Origin of the sequence: Amycolatopsis acidicola (genome assembly GCF_007713735.2) — a bacterium.
Taxonomy (GTDB): Bacteria; Actinomycetota; Actinomycetes; order Mycobacteriales; family Pseudonocardiaceae; genus Amycolatopsis_E; species Amycolatopsis_E acidicola.
The window spans coordinates 83,168-106,316 of the sequence record NZ_VMNW02000018.1 but is presented as its reverse complement, the minus strand read 5'-3'; the positions used below and the strand labels follow the sequence as shown (position 1 = coordinate 106,316).

At 68.9% G+C, this 23,149-nt stretch carries 25 protein-coding genes; 15 read left to right on the top strand and 10 right to left on the bottom strand.

The window, feature by feature from the left end; genetic code table 11:
* The first annotated feature begins 88 nt into the window (after positions 1-88).
* The 5 genes from FPZ12_RS15370 to phoU all read left to right on the top strand — a co-directional run bounded on the left by FPZ12_RS15370 (position 89) and on the right by phoU (position 6,546).
* Positions 89-1,777, top strand: a complete 1,689-nt coding sequence (locus FPZ12_RS15370) for a bifunctional metallophosphatase/5'-nucleotidase (protein WP_144755240.1) — start codon at positions 89-91, stop codon at positions 1,775-1,777.
* A gap of 50 nt (positions 1,778-1,827) precedes the next feature.
* Positions 1,828-2,175, top strand: a complete 348-nt coding sequence (locus FPZ12_RS15365; RefSeq protein WP_144755237.1) for an MmcQ/YjbR family DNA-binding protein — start codon at positions 1,828-1,830, stop codon at positions 2,173-2,175.
* A 131-nt stretch (positions 2,176-2,306) separates the two neighbouring features.
* Positions 2,307-3,179, top strand: a complete 873-nt coding sequence (locus FPZ12_RS15360) for a GGDEF domain-containing protein (protein WP_341771222.1) — start codon at positions 2,307-2,309, stop codon at positions 3,177-3,179.
* A 1,242-nt stretch (positions 3,180-4,421) separates the two neighbouring features.
* Positions 4,422-5,804, top strand: a complete 1,383-nt coding sequence (locus FPZ12_RS15355) for an LCP family protein (protein ID WP_243769858.1) — start codon at positions 4,422-4,424, stop codon at positions 5,802-5,804.
* A 76-nt stretch (positions 5,805-5,880) separates the two neighbouring features.
* Positions 5,881-6,546 carry a phosphate signaling complex protein PhoU gene (gene phoU / locus FPZ12_RS15350; RefSeq protein ID WP_144759483.1) on the top strand — a complete coding sequence of 222 codons (666 nt, stop codon included), beginning with the start codon at positions 5,881-5,883 and terminating at the stop codon, positions 6,544-6,546.
* Here phoU and FPZ12_RS15345 read toward each other — a convergent pair.
* The 8 genes from FPZ12_RS15345 to FPZ12_RS15310 all read right to left on the bottom strand — a co-directional run bounded on the left by FPZ12_RS15345 (position 6,522) and on the right by FPZ12_RS15310 (position 14,014).
* The gene (locus FPZ12_RS15345; RefSeq protein ID WP_144759480.1) at positions 6,522-7,163 is read right to left on the bottom strand and encodes a GTP pyrophosphokinase; all 642 of its coding nucleotides are present in this window, start codon (positions 7,161-7,163) and stop codon (positions 6,522-6,524) included. The two genes, phoU and FPZ12_RS15345, sit on opposite strands and share 25 nt — an antisense overlap.
* A gap of 22 nt (positions 7,164-7,185) precedes the next feature.
* On the bottom strand, positions 7,186-8,094 hold the full coding sequence (locus FPZ12_RS15340; protein ID WP_144759477.1) for an EamA family transporter: 909 nt from the start codon (positions 8,092-8,094) through the stop codon (positions 7,186-7,188).
* A gap of 108 nt (positions 8,095-8,202) precedes the next feature.
* Entirely contained in the window at positions 8,203-8,979 is a 777-nt protein-coding gene (gene pstB, locus FPZ12_RS15335) for a phosphate ABC transporter ATP-binding protein PstB (RefSeq protein ID WP_144759474.1), read from the bottom strand.
* A 6-nt stretch (positions 8,980-8,985) separates the two neighbouring features.
* The gene (gene pstA, locus FPZ12_RS15330; RefSeq protein ID WP_144759471.1) at positions 8,986-9,912 is read right to left on the bottom strand and encodes a phosphate ABC transporter permease PstA; all 927 of its coding nucleotides are present in this window, start codon (positions 9,910-9,912) and stop codon (positions 8,986-8,988) included.
* Positions 9,913-9,915: 3 nt separating this feature from the next.
* Complete coding sequence (gene pstC, locus FPZ12_RS15325; RefSeq protein ID WP_144759495.1) at positions 9,916-10,839, bottom strand: phosphate ABC transporter permease subunit PstC; 924 nt, start codon at positions 10,837-10,839, stop codon at positions 9,916-9,918.
* A 163-nt stretch (positions 10,840-11,002) separates the two neighbouring features.
* Positions 11,003-12,130 (bottom strand): phosphate ABC transporter substrate-binding protein PstS, encoded by a 1,128-nt coding sequence (gene pstS, locus FPZ12_RS15320; RefSeq protein WP_144759492.1) that lies wholly within the window; start codon positions 12,128-12,130, stop codon positions 11,003-11,005.
* Between the two features lie 212 nt (positions 12,131-12,342).
* Positions 12,343-13,251 (bottom strand): mycothiol synthase, encoded by a 909-nt coding sequence (mshD, locus tag FPZ12_RS15315; RefSeq protein WP_144759469.1) that lies wholly within the window; start codon positions 13,249-13,251, stop codon positions 12,343-12,345.
* 10 nt (positions 13,252-13,261) lie between these two features.
* Positions 13,262-14,014 (bottom strand): winged helix-turn-helix transcriptional regulator, encoded by a 753-nt coding sequence (locus tag FPZ12_RS15310; protein ID WP_144759466.1) that lies wholly within the window; start codon positions 14,012-14,014, stop codon positions 13,262-13,264.
* Between the two features lie 182 nt (positions 14,015-14,196).
* On the opposite strand from FPZ12_RS15310, the gene FPZ12_RS15305 reads away from it, so the two are divergent.
* From FPZ12_RS15305 to FPZ12_RS15270, 8 genes are all read left to right on the top strand, one after another.
* Positions 14,197-15,060, top strand: a complete 864-nt coding sequence (locus FPZ12_RS15305; protein WP_243769857.1) for an LmeA family phospholipid-binding protein — start codon at positions 14,197-14,199, stop codon at positions 15,058-15,060.
* A gap of 4 nt (positions 15,061-15,064) precedes the next feature.
* Positions 15,065-15,502: a thioredoxin family protein gene (locus FPZ12_RS15300; protein WP_144759461.1), complete on the top strand. Its 438-nt coding sequence runs from the start codon at positions 15,065-15,067 to the stop codon at positions 15,500-15,502.
* Positions 15,503-15,712: 210 nt separating this feature from the next.
* Complete coding sequence (locus FPZ12_RS15295; RefSeq protein WP_144759458.1) at positions 15,713-16,141, top strand: DUF4395 domain-containing protein; 429 nt, start codon at positions 15,713-15,715, stop codon at positions 16,139-16,141.
* A gap of 33 nt (positions 16,142-16,174) precedes the next feature.
* Positions 16,175-17,011, top strand: a complete 837-nt coding sequence (locus FPZ12_RS15290) for a sulfurtransferase (protein ID WP_144759455.1) — start codon at positions 16,175-16,177, stop codon at positions 17,009-17,011.
* Positions 17,011-17,319 (top strand): DUF1416 domain-containing protein, encoded by a 309-nt coding sequence (locus FPZ12_RS15285; protein ID WP_150980338.1) that lies wholly within the window; start codon positions 17,011-17,013, stop codon positions 17,317-17,319. The genes FPZ12_RS15290 and FPZ12_RS15285 overlap by 1 nt, the downstream gene beginning before the upstream one ends.
* 229 nt (positions 17,320-17,548) lie before the next feature.
* The gene (locus FPZ12_RS15280; protein ID WP_144747096.1) at positions 17,549-18,163 is read left to right on the top strand and encodes a heme-binding beta-barrel domain-containing protein; all 615 of its coding nucleotides are present in this window, start codon (positions 17,549-17,551) and stop codon (positions 18,161-18,163) included.
* Positions 18,164-18,166: 3 nt separating this feature from the next.
* On the top strand, positions 18,167-18,778 hold the full coding sequence (pxpB, locus tag FPZ12_RS15275; protein WP_144747097.1) for a 5-oxoprolinase subunit PxpB: 612 nt from the start codon (positions 18,167-18,169) through the stop codon (positions 18,776-18,778).
* A complete protein-coding gene (locus FPZ12_RS15270) occupies positions 18,775-19,629 on the top strand; it encodes a 5-oxoprolinase subunit C family protein (protein WP_243769856.1) in 855 nt (284 codons plus the stop codon). Before pxpB ends, FPZ12_RS15270 begins: the two co-directional genes overlap by 4 nt.
* On the opposite strand, the gene FPZ12_RS15265 is transcribed toward FPZ12_RS15270, so the two are convergent.
* Complete coding sequence (locus FPZ12_RS15265) at positions 19,614-20,468, bottom strand: aminodeoxychorismate lyase (protein WP_144747098.1); 855 nt, start codon at positions 20,466-20,468, stop codon at positions 19,614-19,616. The genes FPZ12_RS15270 and FPZ12_RS15265 overlap by 16 nt on opposite strands.
* A gap of 31 nt (positions 20,469-20,499) precedes the next feature.
* Between FPZ12_RS15265 and ygfZ the strand changes: the two genes are divergently transcribed.
* Positions 20,500-21,627, top strand: coding sequence for a CAF17-like 4Fe-4S cluster assembly/insertion protein YgfZ (ygfZ, locus tag FPZ12_RS15260; RefSeq protein WP_144747099.1), 1,128 nt, complete (start codon positions 20,500-20,502; stop codon positions 21,625-21,627).
* A 51-nt stretch (positions 21,628-21,678) separates the two neighbouring features.
* On the top strand, positions 21,679-22,248 hold the full coding sequence (locus FPZ12_RS15255; RefSeq protein WP_144747180.1) for an RsiG family protein: 570 nt from the start codon (positions 21,679-21,681) through the stop codon (positions 22,246-22,248).
* Here FPZ12_RS15255 and FPZ12_RS15250 read toward each other — a convergent pair.
* Complete coding sequence (locus FPZ12_RS15250) at positions 22,245-23,138, bottom strand: DUF8083 family protein (RefSeq protein ID WP_144747100.1); 894 nt, start codon at positions 23,136-23,138, stop codon at positions 22,245-22,247. The two genes, FPZ12_RS15255 and FPZ12_RS15250, sit on opposite strands and share 4 nt — an antisense overlap.
* Positions 23,139-23,149 lie beyond the last annotated feature (11 nt).

Below are 23,149 nucleotides of genomic sequence, written 5' to 3'. Positions count from 1 at the left end.
GTTCACCCAGCTTCCACCTTTCGGCGCTGGTGGCCCCCTCGCGCCGACGGCAAGATCCGAGGGCGGAATGCGCCCTATCGGAGGAAAAATGACGTTCTCAAGACGCGCGCTCGCGGTCACCGCCGCGGTACTCGCGGCTGTCGCGGCCGGGACGGCCCCGGCGTCCGCGCAGCGCAGTGACCCGACCACCGACGTCCGCCTGATCGCCTTCAACGACCTGCACGGCAACCTCGAACCGCCGGCCGGCTCGTCCGGTCGCGTCACGCTTCCCGACGGCAGCACGGTGAACGCCGGCGGGGCCGCGTACCTCGCGACGCATGTGAAGCAGCTCGAGTCGCAGGTGCGCAACTCGATCGTCCTTTCCGCCGGGGACAACGTGGGCGCTTCGCCGCTCAGCTCCGCGTTGTTCCACGACGAGCCGACCATGGACGTCCTCAACGAGATCGGCGTGCAGGCGTCCGTCGTCGGCAACCACGAGCTCGACGAGGGCTACCAGGAACTGCGGCGCATGCAGTTCGGCGGCTGCCACCCGACCGACGGCTGCCAGTTCGAAGATTCCTACCGCGGCGCGAACTTCCCGATCCTCGGCAGCAACGTCTCCTTCGACAACGGACTGCCCGCGCTGCTGCCGTTCACGGTCAAGATCTCCGGCGGGGTGCCGATCGGGATCATCGGCGCGACGCTCAAGGACCTGCCCACTGTCGTCACCCCGAGCGCGATCGAGGGGCTGAAGTTCGGCGACGAGGTCGAGGCGATCAACCGCACCTCCGGCTGGCTGGACAAGCTCGGCATCAAATCGCAGGTCGTCTTGCTGCACCAGGGTGACAGCACCGAAGGCGGCGGGCCCGACGACTGCAAGGTCACGCCCGGCCCGGCGACCGAGATCGCGAAGAAGGTCTCCGCCAGCGTGGACCTGATCTTCAGCGGGCACAGCCACCAGCAGTACAACTGCACGGTCGCCGACCCCGCGGGCAACCCGCGCACGCTGATCCAGGGCGCGTCCTTCGGCAGGCTGCTCTCGGTCGCCGACCTGAAGATCGACACCAGGACGCGCGACGTGGTGCGGTCGGCCTCGACCGCGCACAACGTAGTGGTGACCCGGGACGTCACGCCCGATCCGGCGGTGGCGAAGCTGGTCGACAAGGCCGTCACGGAATCGGCGCCGATCGCCGGCAAACAGGTCGGCACCATCACCGCGGACCTCAAGGCGGCCGGGGCGGTCTCCGGCGAGTCCGCGCTGGGCGACGTGATCGCCGACGCGCAGCTGGAGTCCACGACGTCGAACAACGCGCAGATCGCGATCACCAACCCCGGCGGTATCCGCGCGGACCTCACGTACGCGTCTTCGCCCGCCGGTGAGGGCGACGGTGTGGTGACCTACGGCGAGGCGTTCACCGTCCAGCCGTTCTCGAACATCATGCAGACCATCACGCTCACCGGGGCGAACCTGAAGAACGTGCTGGAACAGCAGTGGAGCGCGAGCGGGACGAAGATCCTGCAGATCTCCTCGACGCTGCACTACACCTATTCGGCGTCCGCGCCTGCCGGTTCGAAGGTCTCGGGCATCACCGTCAACGGCACCGCCGTCGACCCGAACGCGAGCTACCGGGTTTCGGTGAACAACTTCCTCGCCGCGGGCGGGGACGGGTTCACCGAGTTCACCAAGGGCACCGATCTTTCCGGCGGGCCGGTGGACCTCGACGCGCTGGTCGCTTATCTCGGCGCGCACCCCGGTATCGCGCCGCCGCCGGCGGACCGCATCACCGTGGTCGCGTAGTTCCCATTTCACCAAGCGGTTCTGCATGCGGCCCGCCGACAATGGGCCGCATGCAGACCTGGGAAGACGTGGTGGCCATCGGCACCGAACTGCCCGAAGTCGAGGAATCGACCTGGTATCGCACTCCGGGGCTGAAGGTGGCAGGCAAGGGTTTCGCCCGGCTGCGCACCGAAGCCGAAGGCGGGCTGGTGCTGATGTGCGACCAGAGCGAAAAGGCGGCGTTGCTCGCATCGGGCGACCCGGCGTTCTTCACCACCCCGCATTACGACGGATATGGCGCCATTCTGGTTGACCTGGCGCACATCGACCGCACCCGGTTGGCCGAACTGGTCACCGAATCCTGGCGCCGTAAAGCTCCGGTCAAGTTACGCGCGGCATTCGATTCCGGCCTTTCTTGATTTCTGTTCAATTACTTTTGGCGGTGCCCGGCTGTAGTCGCACTCGCCCGGCAACTTCCTTTTAGGACAACGGTTTCACCTGCAGAACTCGGCCGCGGTCAGTCGCGGCGGTCAGACGTTCGGGTCAGTGAGTGACAGAAACCTGGCCCGCGGCACACGTTTTCGACCACGCAGAGCTATCTGTCGTCGTCCGGTTGAGCGATATTCGTATTTGGTCGTACTCATCGCTCAAGCCACACGTCTTAGTAGACGACAAGAACTGGGTGACGGAGGTGGAGACCGTGTCGGCGAAGCAGGTCGTGCCCGAAGACGCCGCCGTGCACGAGTCCATGGCCGACGTGCTCGCTTCGCGTGGCGACTGGCGTGGAGCGTACGAACACCTGCGCGCGGCGATCGAGTTGCAGCGGGCGCAGCCGCCGCCCGTCCCGGACCAGTTCCGCCGTGAGGTCGACAGGCTGCGCCGTGAGCGCGCGAAGGCGCTGGAGGAGAGCCTGCTCGACGCTGTCACCACCGTGTACAACCGCCGATACCTGGACAGGCGGCTCGACGACCTGTGCGGCGCGGAACGGGGGTCTCTCGCCGTCGCGCTCGTGGATATCGACCTCTTCAAGAACGTCAACGACACGTTCGGTCACCTGGCCGGCGATCAGGTGCTCCGGCGGGTCGCGATGCTGCTCCGGGAAGGCCTCCCGCAGCTCGGATTCTGCGCACGCTACGGTGGCGAGGAGTTCATGCTGGTGTTACCGGCGGTTCAGCAGGCGGACGCGGTCCGAGTGGCCGAGCGGGCCCGCGCCCGAATCGCGGAACACCCCTGGTCAACACTGTGGCCGGGGCTTTCGGTAACCATCAGCGCCGGGCTCGCGTACGAGGCGGAAAGCGCTTTCGGGGATAGGCGGCAGGTCCTGGAAGCGGACCACCTCCTATACGCCGCGAAACGTGCCGGACGCAATCGCGTTGCCTATCGCGGCTGGCCGGACAGCAGCGTTATTGAGTACTGTCCGTAGTTTTTTCGCGGCATTGGCGCTGAATAGCGCCGTTCGCTTCACCCGGTTTGTCGCGCCCATGTCGACTTCTCGCACTCTGCGTGAAAAAAGTGCCGGGAGGGTGTCGTCAGGAACTGGAAGTATCCGTACGATAACGATGCTCGCCGCCCTGGCGATCAACACTGTGGCGGCGGGAACCCGCGGCCCTAGCGACTGAGAGGAGACCGGGTGCCAGACGATCCCAACGCCGGCCCCGGTTCCCGTGGCAGTAGCGGTTCACCGCGTGCTCGCCGCCGTCGCTCCATCGACACCCACGGTGGGATCAGCGTCTCCGACGTGCTCGCGCAGCACACCGGGATCCGCCCGAACTTCGAGGCCGGGAACGGTGCGCCGGGGCCGTCGTCGCACGAGCGCGGCCCGAAGGATCCGCATCCCTCGCTGCCCCCGGCAGGGAACAGACAGGCCCCGCCGCCCCGGGTGAAACCGGACCCGCCGGCGCGGCGGACGCCTCCGCCGCAGCCACCCGCCGGACGCCCGCCCGCGCGCCCGGTCCCGCCGCCCGCGCGGCCCCCGGTCTTCGATCCGCCGGAAGTGCGCCGCGGGCAGGAGCCGCCGTCCGCGCTCGGCTCCCCCCGGCACTCGGAGCCGATGAAGCCGTCGCCGGCCGAGCCGCGGCACGCATCCGAGCCGCCCCCGCAACCTCCGATGCAGCCGCCGGCTGAGCCGCGCCGGGCGCCGGAACCGCCGATGCCCCCGGAAGCGCGCCGTGCCCCGGCGCCCCCACCGGCCGCGCCGCGCCGCGCTCCCGAGCCACCGATGCCCCCCGAGGCGCGCCGCCCGGCTGAGCCGCCGCTTCCGCCGGAAGCGCGTCGCGCGCCTGAGCCGCCGGTCGAGTCACGCCGGGCTGAGCCGCCGGTGCCGCCGGAAGCGCGTCGCCCGGCTGAGCCGCCGCTGCCTCCCGAAGCGCGTCGCGCTCCCGAGCCCCCGCCAGAGCCGCGCCGCGCGACGGAACCGCCAGCGCCGTCCGACGTGCGCCGCACGCTTGAACCGCCCATGCCGCCCGAGGCGCGTCGCCCAGCCGAGCCGCCCAAGCCACCGGAAGCGCGTCGTCCGGCCGAGGCGCCGATGCCTCCCGAGGCGAACCGCGCTTCCGAGCCGCCCGCGGCCGAAGCGCCGTCCGCTCCCGAAGCGCCGCGAGCCGCCGCTCCCGGCCGACCCAGGCCGCGGCCGCGCCGTCCCGTCACGCCGGAAGACCGGCTGACGATGACCGACGAGTTCGAGCCGATCGACGACAGCACCAAGGTGCGCCGCAAGATCGACCACACGCTCGCCCGTTTCTCCGCCGCGCACGACGAATTCGCCGCGGAGGAAGCGAAACGCAAGCAGAAGCTGGAAAAACTCGCCGCGCGGCCGGTGGCGTTGTTCGAGCAGACGCGCACCGCGTTCTACCGCGCGATCAAGAGCGAGGCCGCCGAGCCGACCCGCACGGTCACCTCGCCCGACGAGCCCGCACCGCAGACTCGCTTGCAGGAAAAGAAAGAACGCCGCACGAGGCGTTCCATCCTCAGCTGGCGGATCGCCGCCGCGGTGCTCGCCGGACTGGTCTTCCTGACCACCGGCGCGGCCTGGGGCACGAAGACCTGGTTCAACAGCAAGTTCACCGAAATCGCCGCGCTGGACGAAAACTCCTCCGACATCCAGGACGCCACCGCGCAGACTGGCGACGAGAACTTCCTCATCGCGGGCTCCGACACCCGGGCGGGCTCGACGGCCGAGGAGAACGTCGGCAGCGCGGACGACGTCGAGGGCGCCCGCTCGGACACCGTGATGCTGGCGCACATCCCGGCCGACCGGCAGCGCGCGGTCGTCATCTCGTTCCCGCGTGACCTCGAGATCACGCGGCCCGACTGCAACCGCTTCGACTCCGCGGCCAACGACTACAGCGACGAGGTCGTCCCCGGCGCCAGCAAGGTCAAGCTCAACACCGCCTACGCGATCGGCGGCCCGCGCTGCCTCACGAAATGGGTGCAGCAGCTGACCGGGATGCGGATCAACCACTTCGTCGGCATCGACTTCAGCGGCTTCAAGGACATGGTGGACGCCGTCGGCGGCGTAACCGTGCACGTCGACTCCCCGATCAAGGACACCGTCCTGGGCATGGTGATCTCGCAGACCGGCGACGTGACGATCTCCGGCGACCAGGCGCTCAGCTACGTGCGCGCGCGCCACGTCGTCGGCGACGTCACCTCCGACTACGGCCGGATCAAACGCCAGCAGGAGTTCATCAGCTCGCTCATGACGAAGGTGATGTCCCACGGCGTGCTGACCAACCCCGGTCAGCTCTCCGGTTTCGTCACCGCGTTCGCGAAGGCCACCTTCGGCGACAACATCGGCGTGGACCAGATGCTCACGCTCGCGCAGTCGATGAAGGGCCTGGACCCGAGCAAGGTCAACTTCATGACCGTGCCCACCACCGGCGAGTCCAACAGCCGCGGCAACGAGGTGCTGCTGGACTCGAAGGCGAAGGCGGTCTTCCAGGCGCTCATCGACAACACCGCGTTACCGGGCAGTACCCCGGAGTCGACCACTCCTACGAACAGCGCCGACGGCGCTACGCCCAGCTCGGCAGGCAAGTCCGAGCAGTAGCATTCGTTAGCCCGGGTTCACTCGGGGTTCACTCCGCGATGCCGTGTTCGCCTGGCCGGGACCGTAAAGTGTGGCCATGCGCGAGCAATACCACGTCGAACTCGAAGAGCTGGCCGGCAACCTGGCGAACATGTCGGTCCAGGTCGCCAACGCGATGGAGAAGGCCACCAAGGCCTTGCTCAACGCCGACCTGTCCCTCGCGGAGCAGGTGATCGGTGGCGACGCGGTGATCGACGACGCGCGCGCCGAGTGCGAAGAGCAGGCTTATGCGTTGCTGGCGCTGCAGGCACCCGTCGCCACCGACCTGCGCACCGTGCTCGCCGTCATCCACGCCGCGGAAAGCCTGGAGCGCATGGGCGACCTCGCCCTGCACGTGGCGAAAGCGGCTCGCCGCAGGCACCCGGACAACGCGCTGCCGGTGCCGGTCCGGCCGTACTTCGCGGAGATGGGCGAGGCGGTCGTGCGGCTGGCGCTGCGCACCGAAGAGGTCATCAAGTCCAAGGACGTCGAGGCCGCCCGTTCGCTCGAGGCGGAGGACGACCAGGTCGACGAGATCCACCGCCACCTGTTCAGCGTGATCATGGCCAAGGACTGGGAGTTCGGTGTCCCGGCCGCGGTCGACGTGACCCTGCTGGGCCGGTTCTACGAGCGCTACGCCGACCACGCCGTCTCGGTCGCGAAGCGGATGGTCTTCGTGTCCACCGGCAAGATGCCGGGCTACGGCGCGGACGAGGACATCTGACTCCGGCGGTGTAGCGCCGTCATCCGGGTGTCGAGGTCGGCCGCCGTCGCCGCGGCCGCCCTCAGCTCGGTACCGAAGTCCGCGGGGGCTTCGCCGTCGTACTTGTAGAACAGCTTGTGCTCCACGGCGGCCCAGAAATCCATCGCGATCGTGCGCATCTGGATCTCCACCTTGACCTTCTCCACCCGGTCGGACAGGAACACCGGGATCCGCACGATCAGGTGCAGGCTGCGGTAGCCGTTGGGCTTGGGCTCGTCGATGTAGTCCTTGGTCTTGACGATCTCGACGTCGTCCTGGCGGCCCAGCATCCCGGCCACCATGTACACGTCCGGCACGAACGGGCAGACCACGCGGATGCCCGCCACGTCCTCGATCTCCTCGCGGACCGCTTCGATACTCGGCTCGATGCCCTTGCGCCGCAGCTTCTGCATGATCGCCTTCGGCTGCTTCACACGGCTGGTGATGTGCTCGATCGGATCGTGCTGGTGCGCGAAGTCGAACTCCTCGGACAGGATTCGCAGCTTCGTCAGCAGCTCCTCGACCGCGAACTTGTAGACCATCAGTTCACGGCCGAGATCCTGCAGGAGCGCCTGGGGCTGGTCGTCGAGCACCGTCACCCTGCCAGCCTATCGAAGCTGGTCAGGACTCCGGCCGCGCCGAGCGGGTGGCGCCGATGGAGGCGGCCACGACGCAGCACAACGCCAGCCACTGCATCGGGTGCAGCGACTCGTGCAGCACCACGAGCCCGGCCAGCGCACCGACCGCGGGCTCGAGGCTCATCAGCACCCCGAACACGCGCGGCGGGATCTTGCGCAGCGCCTCCAGCTCCAGCGAGTACGGGATGACCGAGGAGAGCAACGCCACAGCCAGCCCGATGATCAGGATCCACGGCGAGAGCAGCTGGGTGCCCGACTCGACGACCCCCACCGGCATCGCGACCATCGCCGCGACCGCCATCGCGACGGCGAGACCGCTGCCCTCCGACGTCCTGTCCCCCAGCGCGGCACCGAGCAGGATGTAGAGCCCCCAGCAGATTCCGGCGCCCAGCGCGAACAACATGCCCGCCACGGACAGATCGCCGCGGCTTTCGGTGAGCAGCACGACCCCGCCCGCGGCGAGTACCGCCCACAACGCGTCGAGCAGACGGCGCGAGCCGGCGAGCGCCACCGTCAGCGGCCCGAGGAACTCGATGGTGACCGCGATGCCCTGCGGGATCCGCGCGAGTGCTTGGTAGAACAGGAGATTCATGCCGCCGAGCACGATCCCGTAGCCCAGCACCACCGGCCACGCCCGGCGCCCGAGGCGCAGCGTGGGGCGCCAGACGAGCAGCAACACCACCGCGGCGAAGAACAGGCGCAGCGAAACCGTGCCCGCCGCGCCGGCGACCGCGAAGAGCTGTTTGGCCAGCGAAGCGCCGACCTGCACGCTGACGATCCCCACCAGCACCTGCAGCGGCGGTGGGATCGCCCCCAGCACACGCCCCGCCAGTGCCAGCGCCCGCGGCCGCGGCAGCCGCCCTCCGAACTCGTCGACGTTCACCGAAACCACATCCCGAAGGTAACGGGTGGTGCCGACAAGTTCCGACCGGTTTTCCGCCCCTCGAGCCGGAAGGCCGGCCCCCACCAGGGAGACCGGCCTTCCGTGGAGAGGAACGTCTCAGCCGAAGCGGCCCGAGATGTAGTCCTCGGTGGCCTTTTCGTTGGGGTTGGAGAAGATCTTCTCCGTGTCGTTCAGCTCGACGAGCCTGCCGGGCTGGCCGACGCCGGCGAGGTTGAAGAACGCCGTCTGGTCCGAAACCCGCGCCGCCTGCTGCATGTTGTGGGTGACGATGACGATCGTGTAGTCCTTCTTCAGCTCACCGATCAGGTCCTCGATCGCCAGCGTGGAGATCGGGTCCAGAGCCGAACAGGGCTCGTCCATCAGCAGCACGTCCGGGCGCACCGCGATGGCGCGCGCGATGCACAGCCGCTGCTGCTGCCCGCCGGAGAGGCCGCCGCCCGGCTTGTTCAGCCGGTCCTTGACCTCCGTCCAGAGGTTCGCCCCGCGCAGCGCCCGCTCGGCGATCTCGTCGAGCTGCTTCTTGTTCTTGCTGCCTGCCAGTTTCAGCCCCGCGACCACGTTGTCCTTGATGGACATCGTGGGGAACGGGTTGGGGCGCTGGAACACCATGCCGATGGTCCGGCGCACCTGCACCGGGTCCACATTGGACGCGTAGATGTTCTCCCCGTCCAGCAGGACGTCGCCGTCCACGCGGGCGCCAGGGATGACTTCGTGCATCCGGTTGAGCGTGCGCAGCACCGTGGACTTGCCGCAGCCGGACGGCCCGATGAACGCCGTGACGTTCCGCGGCGGCACCGACAACGTGACGCTGTCCACGGCGTGGAACTTGCCGTAGTAGATGTCGAGGTCCTTGACGTCGATTCGCTTAGCCATGCCAGCTCACTTCTTCTTCGGTGCGACCACGCGGGCGACGAGCGTGGCGAGGAGGTTGATCACTGCGATGATGAGGACCAGGGTCAGCGCCGCACCCCAGATGCGGTCGAAACCGACGCTACCGGGCTCCATCGTGTTCGTGGCGCGTTCGTTGTTCATCAGCAACGGCAGCGAGGCCTGTTCATTGTGGAAGACGTCCCAGTTGACGTAGGCCGAGTAACCCACCAGCACGAGCAGCGGGGCGGTCTCGCCCATCACGCGGGCCAGCGCCATCGTGACGCCGGAGATGATGCCGGAAAGCGCGGTCGGCAGCACCACCCGCATGATCGTCTTCCACTTCGGCACACCCAGCGCGTACGAGGCTTCGCGCAGGTCGTCCGGGACGATCTGCAGCATCTCCTCCGCCGAGCGGACCACGACCGGGATCATCAGCAGCACCAAGGCCAGCGACACCGCGAAACCGCTGCGCGGCAGGCCGAGCGTGGTGATCCAGAGCGCGTAGATGAACAGCGCGGCCACGATCGAGGGGACACCGGAAAGGATGTCCACCATGAACGTGGTGATCCTCGCGAGCCTGGCGCCGCGGCCGTACTCGACGAGGTAGATGGCCGTCAGCAGGCCGATCGGCACCGCGATGATCGCGCAGATCAGGCCCTGCTCCAGTGTGCCGATGATGGCGTGCAGCACGCCGCCGCCGACCTCGTCGGACAGCACCGAACCGAAGTCCTCGGACCACCAGTTGGTGAACGGGACGCGCTTGATGCCGTTCGCGATCACCGTGTACAGCACCCAGACCAGCGGGACGAGCGCGATCAGGAACGACAGCCAGACCAGCCCGGTCGCGACGGCGTTCTTGAGCTTGCGCTTGGCGCTGACCTTCTGGAAGGCCGGGGTGAGCGCGGGGCGGTCGGTGTCGGAAAGAGTGCTCGTCATGGCTCAGTCACCCTTCTTCTTGCCGATGACCGCGCGCGCCGCGAAGTTCACCAGGAACGTGAGCACGAACAGCACCAGGCCCGCCGCGATGTAGGCGCCGGCCGACGTGGGGTTGTTGAACTCGGAGTAGTTCGCCGCGATCTGCGAGGCGAACGTGGCGCCACCGTCGAAGATGGTCCAGTCGAAATGCCCGCCGCGCGGGATGAACAGGATCACCGCGATCGCGATGGTCTCACCCAGCGCCCGGCCGAGACCGAGCATGGACGCGCCGATGTAGCCCGCCTTGCCGAAGGGCAGCACCGTGGTGCGGATGACCTCCCAGCGCGTGGCGCCCAGCGCGAGCGCGCCCTCGACGTGGGTGGTCGGCGTGCGCTCGAAGACCTCGCGCGAGAGCGACGTGATGATCGGCAGCACCATCACCGCGACCACCACGCCCGCGGTGAAGATCGTGCCCGAGTAGTTCGGGAACACGTTGCCCTTGCCGAAGATCGGGATGAAGCCGAGCGTCTCGTTGATCCACTGCGCGACCGGCGCGAGCTGCGGCGCGAGCACGAGGATGCCCCACAGGCCGAAGATGATCGACGGCACGGCGGCGAGCAGATCGATGACGTAGGCGAACGGGCGGGCCAGCCGCCGCGGCGCGTACTGCGTCAGGAACAGCGCGATACCCAGGGAAATCGGCATCGCGATGATCAGCGCCACCAGGGAGATGTAGACCGTGACCAGGAAGAGGTCACGGATGCCGAACTTGAGGTTGTTCGGGTCGGACGTGTCCCAGGTGTTGGAGAACAGGAAGTTCACCTGGTCGGCTTTCAGCGCCGGGATCGCCTGGATCAGCAGGAACAAGCCGATCAGGCCGATCAGCGCGACCACGAACACACCCGCGCCCGTGGTCAGGTTCTTGAAGATGCGGTCTCCCGGCCGCACCTTCGTTCGGCTCGTGGTCACTGGTTGCGCCGAAATCGTGGCCTCCGGGGGTATAGAGACGACAACGGACGCCCACCGGGGTGTCCGGCGGGCGTCCGCGTCGAGGTTGGCTCGCTCATCGGGTTTTTCTTTGGTCCAACCCTTTGTTCTGCTTACTGCGGTGTTACGAGATGGCGCTGATCGCCGTGAGCACCTTGTCCTGCAGGCTCTGCGGCAGCGGCACGAAGCCCTTGTCCGCGATCGGCTGCTGGGCGGTGGTGGCCGAGGAGGTCATGAACGCCTTGATCGCCTTGGTGGTGTCGGCGTCGTAACCCTTCGAGCAGACGATCTCGTACGTCGTCAGCAGCAGCGGGTACGCACCCGGGGTGTTGGCGGCGTAGATCTTGTCCAGGTCCATCGCCAGGTCGTTGCTGCCGGGGGTCTTGAAGACCGCGGCGTCGAGCGCCTTGGCCACGTTCGTCGGGTTCAGCTCGACCGCGCCGGAGCCGCTGTCGATCTTGGCCGCGGTGATGCCGTCCTTGACGTACGAGGACTCGAGGTAACCGATCGCGCCGTCGGCCGCGCGGACCGCCGAAGCGACACCGTTCGAGCCGGAGGCACCGTTGCCGACGCCGCCCTTGAAGGCCTTGCCGGTGCCCTGGGTCCACGCGCCCTTGCCGGCGGCGGCCAGGTAGTGCTGGAAGTTGTCGGTCGTGCCCGACTCGTCGGAGCGCGAGAACACCTGGATCGGCTTGGCCGGCAGGTTCACGCCCGGGTTCACCGCGGCGATCGCCGGGTCGTTCCAGGTCTTGATCTGACCGTTGAAGATCTTCGCCGCGACCTCGCCGGTGAGCGTGAGCGAGGAGACGCCGTCGAGCTTGTAGCCGATCGCGACCGGGCCGACGACCATCGGCAGGTTCCACGCCGGGTTGCCGCCGCAGCGGGCCTTGGCGGCGTCCGCGTCGCTCCCGCTGATCGGCGAGTCCGAACCGCCGAAGTCGACCTGCTTGGCGTTGAACTGCTTGACGCCGGCGCCGGAGCCCGTCGCGTTGTAGTTGACGACCTGGCCCGAGCAGGTCTTGGCGTACTGCTGGGCGAAGATGTCCATCGCGGTCTTCTGTGCGGTGGAACCCTCACCCGAGAGCGGGGTCTTGCCGCCGCAGTCCACCTTGGCCGTGCCGGTCGCCGCAGCAGCCGCACCCGAGGTGGGGGTGTTGTTGTTGGACGAGGCCGGGTCCGAGCCACAGGCGGCGAGCACGAGTGCGGCACTCGCCACGATGCCGACTGCACCCATCGGCCGCATGATCTTCACTGTCATGTCCTCCAGCTAACTGAGCTTGTCGGATCCGGACATTAGGCAGACAGGGTGGCCGGGCGACCGTGTCCAGATGAACGCGAGTTGAACACCACCGCCGGACAGGCGTGGGATAGTTCACCCGAAAGCTCGTCGTGTCCTAGCTGTGACCTGCGAGTTTGCGATCCGTGACAGGACGCGCGCCGTGGGTTAACAGACCGGAACAGTGATCACTGTGCGTATTGGACGTCCACGGCATAACGGGTGAAACCGAGCTTCGTGTACACCGCGATGGCGGGCGCGTTGTCACCCTCGACGTACAGGATGACCTGCCCGAGACCCTGGTCGCGCAGATAGCGCAAGCCGGCGAGCGTGAGTGCTTTGCCGAGGCCACCGCCCTGCGCGGCCGGATCGACCCCCACGACGTAGACCTCGCCGACGGGCTCGCCGCGGAACTGGCCGGGATCGGCAGGATGGATCTTGGTCCAGTGGAAGCCGAGCAGCCGCCCGTCGCGTTCGGCCAGGAAGAAGCCCGCGGCGTCGAACCAGTCCGCAGGCTCCGTGTCGGCGAGCTCCGCGACCGTGAGCTGTCCCTGCTCGGGGTGCCAGTCGAAGGCGCGGGCGTTGACGTCGACCACCGCCTGCTCGTCCTGCCCGGGAACGAAAGTGCGCAGGGAGACGCCTTCGGGGAGCACCGGCTCCGGCCAGTCCGCGTCCGCCGCTTCGACGTGCAGTACGAGCAGTTCGCGGGCGCGCGCGAAGCCCTGATGCTCGGCGATGCGGGCCGCGGCCGGGTGGTCGCCGTGCGCCCAGACACGCAACTTTCCTTGCGCGCCAACCTTTTCGAGCAATTCCGCGACCAGGCGCGTGCCGACGCCCCGGCGTCGGTGGCCCGGGTGCACGATCAGCTCGGCGACCTGGTTTCCGAACGCGTCACCACCGGTGTCGAGATGCGCGTACCCCGCGAGCTCACCGTCCGCGTGGGCCAGCAGATGCAGACCGCCGGAGAACTCCCCCGGCAATGGCCCGTCCTGGCCGACCTCGGGCCGTCCGTCCACCTCGCGGGCGGCGAGCAGCAGCCCGCGCACCTCGCCGGTGGTCGGTTCGTCCAGTTCCCGCACCCACGCCACGTTCAGCATGGGTCCGAAGTTACTGCGCGGGGATCTCGGTCGGCAGCTCGCCGGGCTCGAAGTTCAGCGACGTCACCCCGGGCTTGGGGGCGTTTTTGACCGGCCGCTCGAACTTGTAGCCCACGTTGCGCACGGTGCCGATCATCTGCTCGTGCTCGGGGCCGAGCTTGGCGCGCAGCCGCCGGACGTGCACGTCCACGGTGCGGGTGCCGCCGAAGAAGTCGTAGCCCCAGACCTCCTGCAGCAGCTGGGCGCGGGTGAACACCCGGCCGGCGTGCTGGGCGAGGTACTTGAGCAGCTCGAACTCCTTGTACGTGAGCTCGAGGGTGCGGCGGCGCAGCCGCGCGGTGTAGGTGGCCTCGTCGATCACCAGGTCGCCGACGCGCAACTCGGCGTCGACCTGGCCGGCGCCGCCGTCGCGAGTGGTGGCGAGCCGCAGCCGCGCGTCCACTTCGGCGGGCCCGGCGGTGGGAAGCAGGATGTCGTCCGTGCGCCACTCGGCGCTCAGCGCGACCAGACCGCCCTCGCCGACCACGGCGATGACAGGGGTGCTCGCCTCGTCCTCACCGGCGCCCTTGAGCAGGCGGCAGAGGCTCTTCGCGGAGGCCAGATCGGTCCTCGCGTCGAGGAGGATGACGTCGCGGTGCCCGGCGTCGAGCAACGCGGTGACTTCCGGTGCCCGCACGCGTACGGTGTGCGGAAGGAGATCGAGTGCCGGCAGAACCGCAGTGGCCTCCGGCTCGGGAGTGAGTACCAGCAGGTCCAGGCTCATCGCCACACCGCCTTCATTAGTTCGTGCGCTCCCTGGCCGATCTATGCAGAGTAATGGGTTCACACGGCAGATACCTCCCCTCTGCCGTGCTCGTCACACTGTCGTCACACTGGTGACCCGTATCGTGCGTTCGCGCGCGCAGGAAATTTCAGGCAGATCGGATACGAAGAGTGAGCAGACCTGTGACCCAGGATCGCCCCGCCTCGTCCGGGCAAGGCAAACGCCGCGGCCGGCGCGCCCGCCGCATCATCGTCAGCCTCGTCGTACTGGTCGGCGTGCTGGTGGCGGCCGATTTCGGCCTGGCGGCCTACGCCGAGCACACGGTGTCACAGAAGGCGCGGGAGCAGCTGAAGCTGACCGACGACCCGTCGGTCACGATCCACGGGTTCCCGTTCACCACGCAGGCCGTCAGCGGTGACTACAGCCACATCTCGCTGTCCGCGTCCGGGGTGCCGATCCAGGACCTCAAGGACGTGGCCGTCAACGCCGAGCTCAACGACGTGACCGCCCCACTGTCGGATCTGCTCAACGGCAACACCGACGCGATCAAGATCGGCAAGCTGCAGGCGCAGGTCACCATCAAGGCCAGCGACATCGCGAGGATCGACCCGCTCACCAAGATCGAGGACCTGCGGATCGAGCCCTCCAGCGTCGAGTACGTGCAGACCGGCCAGGAGGCCGCGGACTCCGACTCGACCGCCACGAACAGCGAGGACCAGGACAAGTCCAAGGCGGGCATCCGGGTTTCGGGCAACGTCCAGATCGCCGGCCAGAAGATCGAGATCTTCTGCTTCGCGATGATCGAGCTGCACGGCACCTCGATCGACATCGTCCCGCAGCGGCTGCAGTACGGGAATGACAAGGAGACCACCGTCGTTCCACAAGCTGTGCAGAAGGCCCTGCTGCCGAACTTCAAGGCGTCCATCGACACCGGCAGCCTGCCCTTCGAGGTGACCCCGACCGCGGTACAGGTGAACAGCGGCTCGGTCACCATCAAGGGCGAGGCGCAGGACGTGGCGTTCAGCGGGGCCTCGTCGGGAAGGTGAGGACATGATCGGCGTCTGGGTAGTGCTGGGCGTGCTGGTGGCCGGGACGGCCGCCGGGCTGCTGCTGCGCGCCCGCAACGGGCGGATCAGCGCGGCGAGGAAACCGGAGCGGGAACTGCCCGAGCCGGTCGCGCGCGCGCTCGAACCCGGGACGCCGGTCACCCTGGTGCAGATCTCCACCACGTTCTGCGCCCCGTGCCGGCACACCCGCGCCGTGCTCGAACCGCTCGCGGAGCGGACCGAAGGGCTCCGGCACGTCGAACTGGACGTGACGGATCAGCCCGAGGTCGCGCAGGCGCTGGGTGTGCTGCGCACCCCGACCACCCTCGCTTTCTCACCATCTGGGACAGAGCTGCTCCGGATCAGCGGGGTGCCGAAGGGCGCGGCGGTGCTGGAAGCCCTGGACGAGCACCTTCACCCGGTTCCGGAGCAGTCCAAGTGATGGACGAGGTTCCCAGGAAGAGGGAATGCCAAGTACCCTTGGCCTCGTGAACGGGCTGCCAACCACCCTGCTGACGCAACGCCGCGCGGTCGATCTCTGCCGCGTGCGCAGCAGCCTGTGTCTGGTGTGACGAGCCGTCTCGCGCTCGTGAACCCCCGGTAGATCCCTCAAGTCCTTCGCGCGCACAGGCGCGCTTGCCCGGGAGGCACCATGTCAGCAGGCCCAGCGGTCGACCCACGCGGTCCGCGGTTCTCGGCCGTCATCACCACGATCGTGCTCGCGGTCGTGCTGATCACGAGCTGGTGGCCGCTGCTCGCGCTGCAGGCGGTCGTCTTCGCGATCGGCGCCTTCGTCGGACTGAAGCCGGCGCCGTACTCGATCCTCTACCGCACGCTGGTCGCGCCGAGGCTCGGCCCGACGAGCGAGCGAGAGGACGCCGCCCCGCTGCGGTTCGCGCAGGCCGTCGGGTTCGTTTTCGCGGTCGTCGGCACGCTGGGCTACGCGCTCGGCAGCACCCCGGTCGGGATCGTGGCCACCGCGTTCGCGCTGCTGGCCGCCTTCCTCAACGCGGCGTTCAACTTCTGCCTCGGCTGCGAGATGTACCTGCTGATCCGCCGCTTCACCCCGCAAACTCCCTGAACAGTCCACCCAGAAGAAGAAAGAAAGGCAGCAATGAGCCGAGACGACGTCCTGGTCACAGCGCAGTGGGCCGAGGAGAACCTGGACACCCCCGGCGTGGTCTTCGCCGAGGTGGACGAGGACACCAGCGCCTACGACGGTGGCCACATCCGCGGTGCCGTCAAGATCGACTGGAAGACGGAGCTGCAGGACCCGGTCCGCCGCGACTTCGTCGACAAGGCCGGCTTCGAGGCGCTTCTGTCGCAGAAGGGCATCGGCAACGACGACCTCGTGATCCTCTACGGCGGCAACAACAACTGGTTCGCGGCCTACGCGTACTGGTACTTCAAGCTCTACGGCCACGACAAGGTCAAGCTGCTCGACGGCGGCCGTAAGAAGTGGGAGCTCGACGGTCGCGAGCTGAACTCCGACGAGGTCAAGCGCGAGGCCACCAACTACACCGCGAAGGAGCCGGACACCAGCATCCGCGCCTTCCGCGACGAGGTCGTCGACGCGATCGGCGCCAAGAACCTGGTCGACGTGCGCTCGCCCGACGAGTTCTCCGGCAAGCTGCTGGCCCCGGCGCACCTGCCGCAGGAGTCGGCGCAGCGCGGCGGCCACATCCCGACGGCGCTGAACGTGCCGTGGGCCAAGACCGCCAACGAGGACGGCACGTTCAAGACCGCCGAGGAGCTCACCGAGCTCTACAACGAGGCGGGCCTGGACACCGGCAAGGCGACCATCGCCTACTGCCGCATCGGCGAGCGCTCGAGCCACACCTGGTTCGCGCTGCACGAGCTGATCGGCCTGCAGGACGTCAAGAACTACGACGGTTCTTGGACGGAGTACGGCTCGCTGGTCGGCGTGCCGATCGAGACAGGAGCCAAGTGATGAGTGCTGACGGTTGCGGCGCCCCCGCCCAGACGGCGACACCCGCGGACATCGACACCCAGGGCCAGGTCGTGGTGGCCGGCAAGGTGAGCGGTAACGACGGCCCGCTCGGCGGCGCGTACGTGCGCCTGCTCAACGGCGAGGGCGACTTCGCCGGCGAGGTGCAGGCGTCCTCGGAGGGTGACTTCCGGTTCTACGCGGCGCCCGGCGCCTGGACGGTGCGCGCGCTGCACCGCACGGGCAACGGCGAGGCCTCGGTCACGGCCGAGGGCCCCGGCCTGCACCAGGTGGCCATCTCGGTCGCCTGACCACCCGGATCGCCAGCGGGGTCACCGGCAGCTGCCGGTGACCCCGTTTTCGGTTGTGCCCGAGCGTGTTGTTCGCCACCACGGGCGACGGGGCTGACCAGGGGCAGGGGCGTTATCCTGCTTGGCGTGGAAGCACTCTTTACGACCCTGCTGGTGATCGCAGCCATCGCCATCGTCTGGTTCACGGTCTACGTCGTCTACCGGCTCTACGCCGACCAGCGCTGAGGCCATGACGAGCGGCGACGAAGCCATCCAGGCCGCGGAGGAGCGGGCCGCGTCGACGAGGGAGCGCAATCTCCCCCAGTTCGACGACCTGCCGATCCCCGTCGACACCGCCAACCTGCGCGAAGGCCCCAACCTCAACGACGCCTGCCTGGCGTTGCTGCCGCTGGTCGGGGTCTGGCGTGGCGAAGGCGAGATCAACTACCCGACGGTCGATGGGCCGGTGAAATGCGTGCAGCAGCTCACCATCGCACACGACGGCAGACCGTTCCTCTACCACGAGGCGCGCTCCTGGCTGGTCGACGAAGACGGCAACGTCATCCGTCCCGCCGCGCGCGAGACGGGTTGGTGGCGTCCGCAGGAGGACGACACCATCGAGCTGCTGCTGGCCCACTCCAGCGGCATCGTGGAGATCTTCTACGGCAAGCCGCGCAGCCAGACCTCCTGGGAGCTGGGCACCGACGCGGTGGTCCGCACGGCCACGGCCAAGGAGGTCACCGGAGCCCAGCGGCTCTACGGCCTCGTCAACAACGGCGACCTCGGCTACGTCGAGGAGCGCGCGATGGTGGGCGAGCCGATGCAGCCGCACGTTTCCCTCTACCTGCGTCGCGTCGTCGGCTGAAAAGTGCGCTGGCTGCCGTACGGCACGGACGCGGTGCTCGTCGAATGCGATTCGCTGGGTGAGATGAGCGCGGTCCGCGCCACGGTGGCGGCGGCCGACGTGCCCGGGGTCGTCGAGGTCATCCCCGGCGCGCGCACGGTGCTCGTGGTCGCGCGCCCGGATTCGAAGGCGTTGCCCGAGGTCCGGTCCCTCGTGGAGGCCGCCGATCTGGCCAATCCGCCGAGCGCCGACCCACGTGAGATCGTGCTCGACGTGCGCTACGACGGCGCGGATCTGGAGCTGGTCGCCGAGACCGCGGGCATCGGCGTGGACGAGGTGGTCTCGTTGCACACCGGCGCCGAGTACACCGTCGCCTTCACCGGGTTCGCCCCCGGTTTCGCCTATCTCACCGGACTCCCGGAACCGCTGCGACAGTCCAGATTGGACACTCCGCGGACGAGGGTCCCGGTCGGCTCGGTCGGCCTGGCCGGGGAGTTCACCGGCGTCTATCCGCGATCCTCGCCGGGGGGCTGGCGGCTGCTCGGGCACACCGACGCCGTCCTGTTCGACCCTCGCGCGGATCGGCCCGCGCTGCTCGCTCCCGGGGACAGGGTTCGGTTCCGGAGCCTGCGGTGAGGTCGCTGGAGGTGCTCGCGCCCGGGCCTTCGGCGCTGGTGCAGGACCTCGGCAGGCCGGGGCTGGGGCAGCTCGGCGTGCCTCCGTCCGGAGCGCTCGACGTGCCCGCGCTGAGGCTGGCCAACAGGCTAGTCGGCAACGCCTCGCACGAAGCGGGTCTCGAACTGCTGTTGGGTGGCTTTTCCTGTCGTGCCCAAGCTTCCTGCACGATCGCCGTGACCGGGCCGGCGGTCTCGGTCACCGTCGACGGGCGGCAGGCGGGCTCGCACGTCCCCGTGTTCGTCACGGCCGGTCAGACGCTGGAGATCGGGACCCCCGCCGCGGGATTGCGGTGCTATCTGGCGGTTTCCGGCGGAATCGCGGTGGACGCGGAACTGGGCAGCCGGTCCAGGGACGTGCTCTCCGAGATCGGCCCGCCCCCGCTCGCGCCAGGAGACGTCGTCCCACTCGGTGCGGCGCAAGGCATTCCGGGAGGTGCCGACGAACTCGCCGCCGCCTGCCCGCCGCCGGAACTACTCGTGCCGGTGCTGCTCGGCCCGCGCGACGACTGGTTCGACGACGCCGCGCACCGCCTCGCCGCGCGCTGGACAGTGACGGCCGAGTCGAACCGGGTGGGCCTGCGCCTCGACGGAACTCCCTTGCAACGTAAGGAAGAACGCGAGCTGCCCAGCGAAGGGCTGATCACCGGCGCGATCCAGGTACCGCCGAGCGGCCTGCCCGTGGTGTTCCTCGCCGACCACCCGACCACCGGCGGTTATCCGGTGATCGGGGTGGTGGCGCGGGAAGCGCTGCCCGCGCTGGCGCAGGCGCGCCCCGGGACCGCCGTCCGCTTCCGTTACTTGCCGGTGTAGACGCTCTCGTACGCCGCGGCCAGCTCGGCGTGGATCGCGCTGGAATCACGCAGCCGCTCGCCGTCGAGGGTGTGCACCCTGGTCAGCTTCCGCACCGACGACGCGAGGAAGACCCCGTCCGCCTCGCGCAGGTCCGAAGCCCGCAGCGGCTCGATCTTGGTGTTCCAGCCCGCGCGCTCGGCGCCGCGGAACACCGCCGCCTGCGTGGTGCCCGGCAGGATGCCGATGGTGGCGGGCGGCGTGTACAGCGTCTTGTCGCGCGCCACGATGACGTTCGACGTGGGGCCTTCGAACACCGAGCCGTCGGTGGTCGTGAAGATCACGTCCTGCGCCCCGCGCCGCGCGGCCTCCCGGCTCGCCGCCATGTTGACCGCGTAGGACAGCGACTTCGCGCCCAGCAGGAGCCACGGTGCGCGTTCCGCCAGCCCCGGGTCGATGCCCCTGTCCAGAGTCACCGCCGCGACGCCTTCGCGGCGGGCGCGGATGATCTTCTCGTCGATCGGGATGCCCATCGCGAACGCGGTCGGCTTCGCCTCCGGATCACCGTCGACACCGCGCGTGTACACCAGTTTCAGCGCGAACTCCGGCCCGGCGGCCCACTTCTCGATCACCTGCGCGGTGGCGCGCTGCCAGGCCTCGTCGTCCGGCTCCGGCAGGTCGAGCATCGACGCCGACCGGGCCAGCCTGTCCAGGTGCGGCCGCAGCTCACGCGGCTGCCCGTCGGCGATCAGGACCGTTTCGAAGATGCCGTCGCCGCGCATGAGCCCGAGGTCGTCGACCCGGATGTGCGGGGAGTCGGGGTCCGCGACGGTGCCGTCGAGGAAAACGAGTACGCGCATGGACCCACCGTACTCACCTACCATCGAAGGTATGACTTGTCAGTCACCCCTGCTGGAAGCTCCTGGATCGATCGCGCCACCGGACGGCCATCCGGAACAAGGCGTGCCCTGGCACTGGGGTGACCCGTTCGCCGAGCAGCGCACGGCCACGCGCGGTGTCGCGGTGGTCGACCGCTCGCACCGCGAGGTGCTGAAGGTGACCGGGCCGGAGCGGTTGTCCTGGTTGCACCTGGTCATCTCCCAGCACGTCACCGAACTGGCCGAGGGCACGGGCACCGAGGCGCTCGTGCTGGACAGCCAGGGCCACATCGACACGCACATGGTGCTCGCGCACATCGGCGAAACCGTGTACCTGGACAGCGACCCGGGCGCGAAGGCCACCGGCGCGCTGCCGAAGGGCGGCCCGCAGACGCTGCGCGAGTACTTCGAGGCCATGAAGTTCTGGTCCAAGGTGGAGATCGAGGACGTCACCGGCGAGCTGGCGTTGCTCACGCTGCTCGGCCCCGACGCGGACCGGATTATGTCCACTTTGGACATCACGCTCGGCGCGGAACCGTACTCGGTGAGCGCGTTCGATGGCGGCTTCGCCCGGCGGATGCCGTGGCCGGGGCGCAGCAGTGTCGATCTGGTGGTCCCGCGCGCGGAGCTGACGACGTGGTGGCGGCGGATCACCGACGCCGGCGCGCGCCCGGCGGGCACCTGGGCGTTCGACGCGTTGCGCGTGGAATCCCTGCGGCCGCGGCTCGGGGTGGACACCGACGAGCGCACCATCCCCCACGAGGTGAACTGGATCGGCAGCGCGGCGCACGTCGCGAAGGGCTGCTACCGCGGGCAGGAGACGGTGTCGAAGGTGTTCAACGTCGGCCGCCCGCCGCGGCGGATGGTGTTGCTGCACCTGGACGGCTCGCCCGAGATCTACCCCGAGACGGGTGATCCGGTGAGGCTCGGCGAACGAGTGGTCGGCCGGATCGGCAGCGTGGCACAGCACCACGAGCTGGGCCCTGTCGCGCTGGCGTTGCTCAAGCGTTCCGCGCCGGTGGACGCCGAACTCCTCGCAGGTGACGAGGACAGGGTGGTCCAGGCGGCGGTCGACCCGGACTCGGTGCCGGCGGAAGGCGCCGCGCCGGGCCGGGCCGCGGCGGCGAGGCTCCGTGGCTGACTGGGCGAACCCGACCTGGCGTACTCCCGGCGCATGGAGCAGGATGTCGGCGTGATCGAAGTCCGGCCGGGAGGACGCCGCCGCATCGACCGCGTCCTGGCCCCCGGTTACGTGGAGGGCCTGGCGCAGCTGTCGCTGGGGCAGCTCCGCGAGCGCCGTGACGAGGCCGCGCAGGAGGAGACAGACCTCTCCTACCTGCGCAGGCTCCTGCACGCCCGGATCGACATCGTGCGTGCGGAACAGCAGCGGCGAAGCAGCGGCGGCAGTGAGAGCAGCATCGTCGACCAGCTGGCCACGATCCTGTCCGACAACGCGCTCCGCCCGGCTCGTGGCTCGGGGCGGCACCAGGTGCTGGAGCCTTCGCGCGCGGGTGACCATCGCAGGCAGGCCGAGGCGCTGGTCGGCAATTCGGATCTGTCCGACGTGGTCTCACTCTCCGACGAGAAGCTCGTCGGGACCCTGCGCGACTACACCGAGGAAGAGTCCTCGGTGTCCGCCCGGCGCCGCGAGGTGCAGGCGGTGGTCGACCTGTTCAACTCCGAAATCGCCGCCCGCTACGCCAAAGGCGCCGCCTCGGTCGACGACCTGCTGGCCGCCGAACGCGCCCGCGACGACGTCTAGTTGAAGTGCTCGCGGGCGGCCAGCTCGCTCCAGTACTCGCGGAGATCGTTGAAGAGTTCGGCCAGCTGCTCGACGGCCCCGGTGCGCAGGGCTTCCAGGATCGCGTGCACCTCCTCGGCCGAGGTGTCGGACTCCAGGATCGGGTCGCCGATCAGCTGCACGAGCCCGCCGTAGTCCAGTTCCACGACCGAATCCGGGTCGAAGTTGCCCAGCCAGTGTTCGGTCTCGACGAGGATCCGCGTCGGCCCCGAATCGCCGAGGGTGGACTCCACCAGCTCGCGGGCCTCGGCCGCGCGGCGCAGCGCGTCGGCCATCGAAACGCGCCAGGACAGTTCACGCTCCGGGTCGGTCAGTCCCGTGCCGAGGTTCAACCGCCGCTGGTCGGGATCCACCAGCGCGAACCACGGCAGCGGCACCGTCCACGTGGTGGATAGGACGTGCACGGCCGCCTTGTTCAACTCACCGAGCGCGGCGCTCGTGCGGGAGCGCACCGAGTCTGCCGTGACGCCGCCCGCTTCCAGCACCGTCGCCTTCAGCGCGGGCGACGCGTCGCCGAGGAAACTCACCAGCGCGGCGGCGGAACGGGCCCGGAGTTCGAGCGGACAGACCAGGGGCGCGGACCCCTTCGCGCCGGGCACCTCGGCCGGATCCAGCACGAGAACGTCGGTGTTCGTGCTCGGCGCCGCGCGGCCGTCGGCAAGCTCCGCCGGGAGAAGCCGGACCGGCGCCGCGGCCTGTGATTTGAGCCACATGCGCTGCTCTCGCTCGCCTGCCGACGCTCTCGTCAGCGTGGCGGCCTCGACGGCCTTCCGTAGCTGGTCAGAGGGTGGTTCGCCGAAAGCGGACAGGGGTTCGTAGACCCGGAGATAGGCAACGAACGGTCGGAGCACCGTTGAATCGT

Bases quoted from the DNA above. Each gene is read 5' to 3' on its own strand.
- FPZ12_RS15295 (WP_144759458.1), top strand. From the start codon at position 15,713: ATGTCAGCAGGCCCAGCGGTCGACCCACGCGGTCCGCGGTTCTCGGCC.
- FPZ12_RS15300 (WP_144759461.1), top strand. From the start codon at position 15,065: ATGATCGGCGTCTGGGTAGTGCTGGGCGTGCTGGTGGCCGGGACGGCC.
- phoU (WP_144759483.1), top strand. From the start codon at position 5,881: ATGCGCGAGCAATACCACGTCGAACTCGAAGAGCTGGCCGGCAACCTG.
- FPZ12_RS15310 (WP_144759466.1), bottom strand. From the start codon at position 14,014: ATGAGCCTGGACCTGCTGGTACTCACTCCCGAGCCGGAGGCCACTGCG.
- pstB (WP_144759474.1), bottom strand. From the start codon at position 8,979: ATGGCTAAGCGAATCGACGTCAAGGACCTCGACATCTACTACGGCAAG.
- ygfZ (WP_144747099.1), top strand. From the start codon at position 20,500: ATGACTTGTCAGTCACCCCTGCTGGAAGCTCCTGGATCGATCGCGCCA.
- FPZ12_RS15285 (WP_150980338.1), top strand. From the start codon at position 17,011: ATGAGTGCTGACGGTTGCGGCGCCCCCGCCCAGACGGCGACACCCGCG.
- mshD (WP_144759469.1), bottom strand. From the start codon at position 13,251: ATGCTGAACGTGGCGTGGGTGCGGGAACTGGACGAACCGACCACCGGC.
- FPZ12_RS15355 (WP_243769858.1), top strand. From the start codon at position 4,422: ATGACCGACGAGTTCGAGCCGATCGACGACAGCACCAAGGTGCGCCGC.
- pstA (WP_144759471.1), bottom strand. From the start codon at position 9,912: ATGACGAGCACTCTTTCCGACACCGACCGCCCCGCGCTCACCCCGGCC.
- FPZ12_RS15280 (WP_144747096.1), top strand. From the start codon at position 17,549: ATGACGAGCGGCGACGAAGCCATCCAGGCCGCGGAGGAGCGGGCCGCG.
- FPZ12_RS15290 (WP_144759455.1), top strand. From the start codon at position 16,175: ATGAGCCGAGACGACGTCCTGGTCACAGCGCAGTGGGCCGAGGAGAAC.
- FPZ12_RS15365 (WP_144755237.1), top strand. From the start codon at position 1,828: ATGCAGACCTGGGAAGACGTGGTGGCCATCGGCACCGAACTGCCCGAA.
- FPZ12_RS15370 (WP_144755240.1), top strand. From the start codon at position 89: ATGACGTTCTCAAGACGCGCGCTCGCGGTCACCGCCGCGGTACTCGCG.
- FPZ12_RS15265 (WP_144747098.1), bottom strand. From the start codon at position 20,468: ATGCGCGTACTCGTTTTCCTCGACGGCACCGTCGCGGACCCCGACTCC.